Genomic DNA, 612 nt, shown 5'->3' on the forward strand with positions numbered 1-612 from the left:
AAGCCACGCTGTCGCGGCTGCTGAGCTGCCTCGGTCGTAACGACAATATCGATGCCGTGCACGAAGGCCTGTTGCGGCTGGTGGTCTGGCGCCTGACCTCGCTGCAGAACGGTGAACGTCCCAAACAGCTGACGCTGGACATTGATGGCCTGCCGATCGAGGTGCATGGCCATCAGGGCGGGTCGGCCTATCATGGCCTTTACGGGGCCCGCATCTACTCGCCGCTGGTCGCATCGTTGGCGGAGACCGGCGACATGGTGGGCGGCCTGCTGCGCGAGGGCAACGCCGGCCCGGCAGAGAACGCCGACACCTGGATCCCGCATCTGGTACGACGACTCAACGAGAGCACCGGGGCACAGGTTCGTGTGCGCATCGACGCCGGTTTTACCGATAACGCGACGCTGGAGGCCCTGGAGGATCGGGAGATCGAATACCTGGGCCGGTTGCGCAGTCACACCGGTCTACAGAAGCTGGCAGCACCGCTCCTGAAGCGGCCACCCGGCCGGCCACCCGAGCAGCCTCGCGAGTGGTGCCACGATCTGGAGTACCAAGCCGGCTCCTGGTCGGCACCGCGGCGCGTAGTGCTGGTGGTGCAGGAACGCCCCGATGACC

Annotated in this window: 1 pseudogene; it reads left to right on the forward strand. The window is 66.3% G+C overall.

Going from position 1 to position 612, the window contains the following annotated elements:
- A pseudogene (locus tag CCD76_RS19505) lies at positions 1 to 612 on the forward strand (IS1380-like element ISPsp9 family transposase); the annotation flags it as partial.

The sequence above is a fragment of the Salinicola salarius genome (assembly GCF_002179555.1).
Taxonomy (GTDB): Bacteria; Pseudomonadota; Gammaproteobacteria; order Pseudomonadales; family Halomonadaceae; genus Salinicola; species Salinicola salarius_A.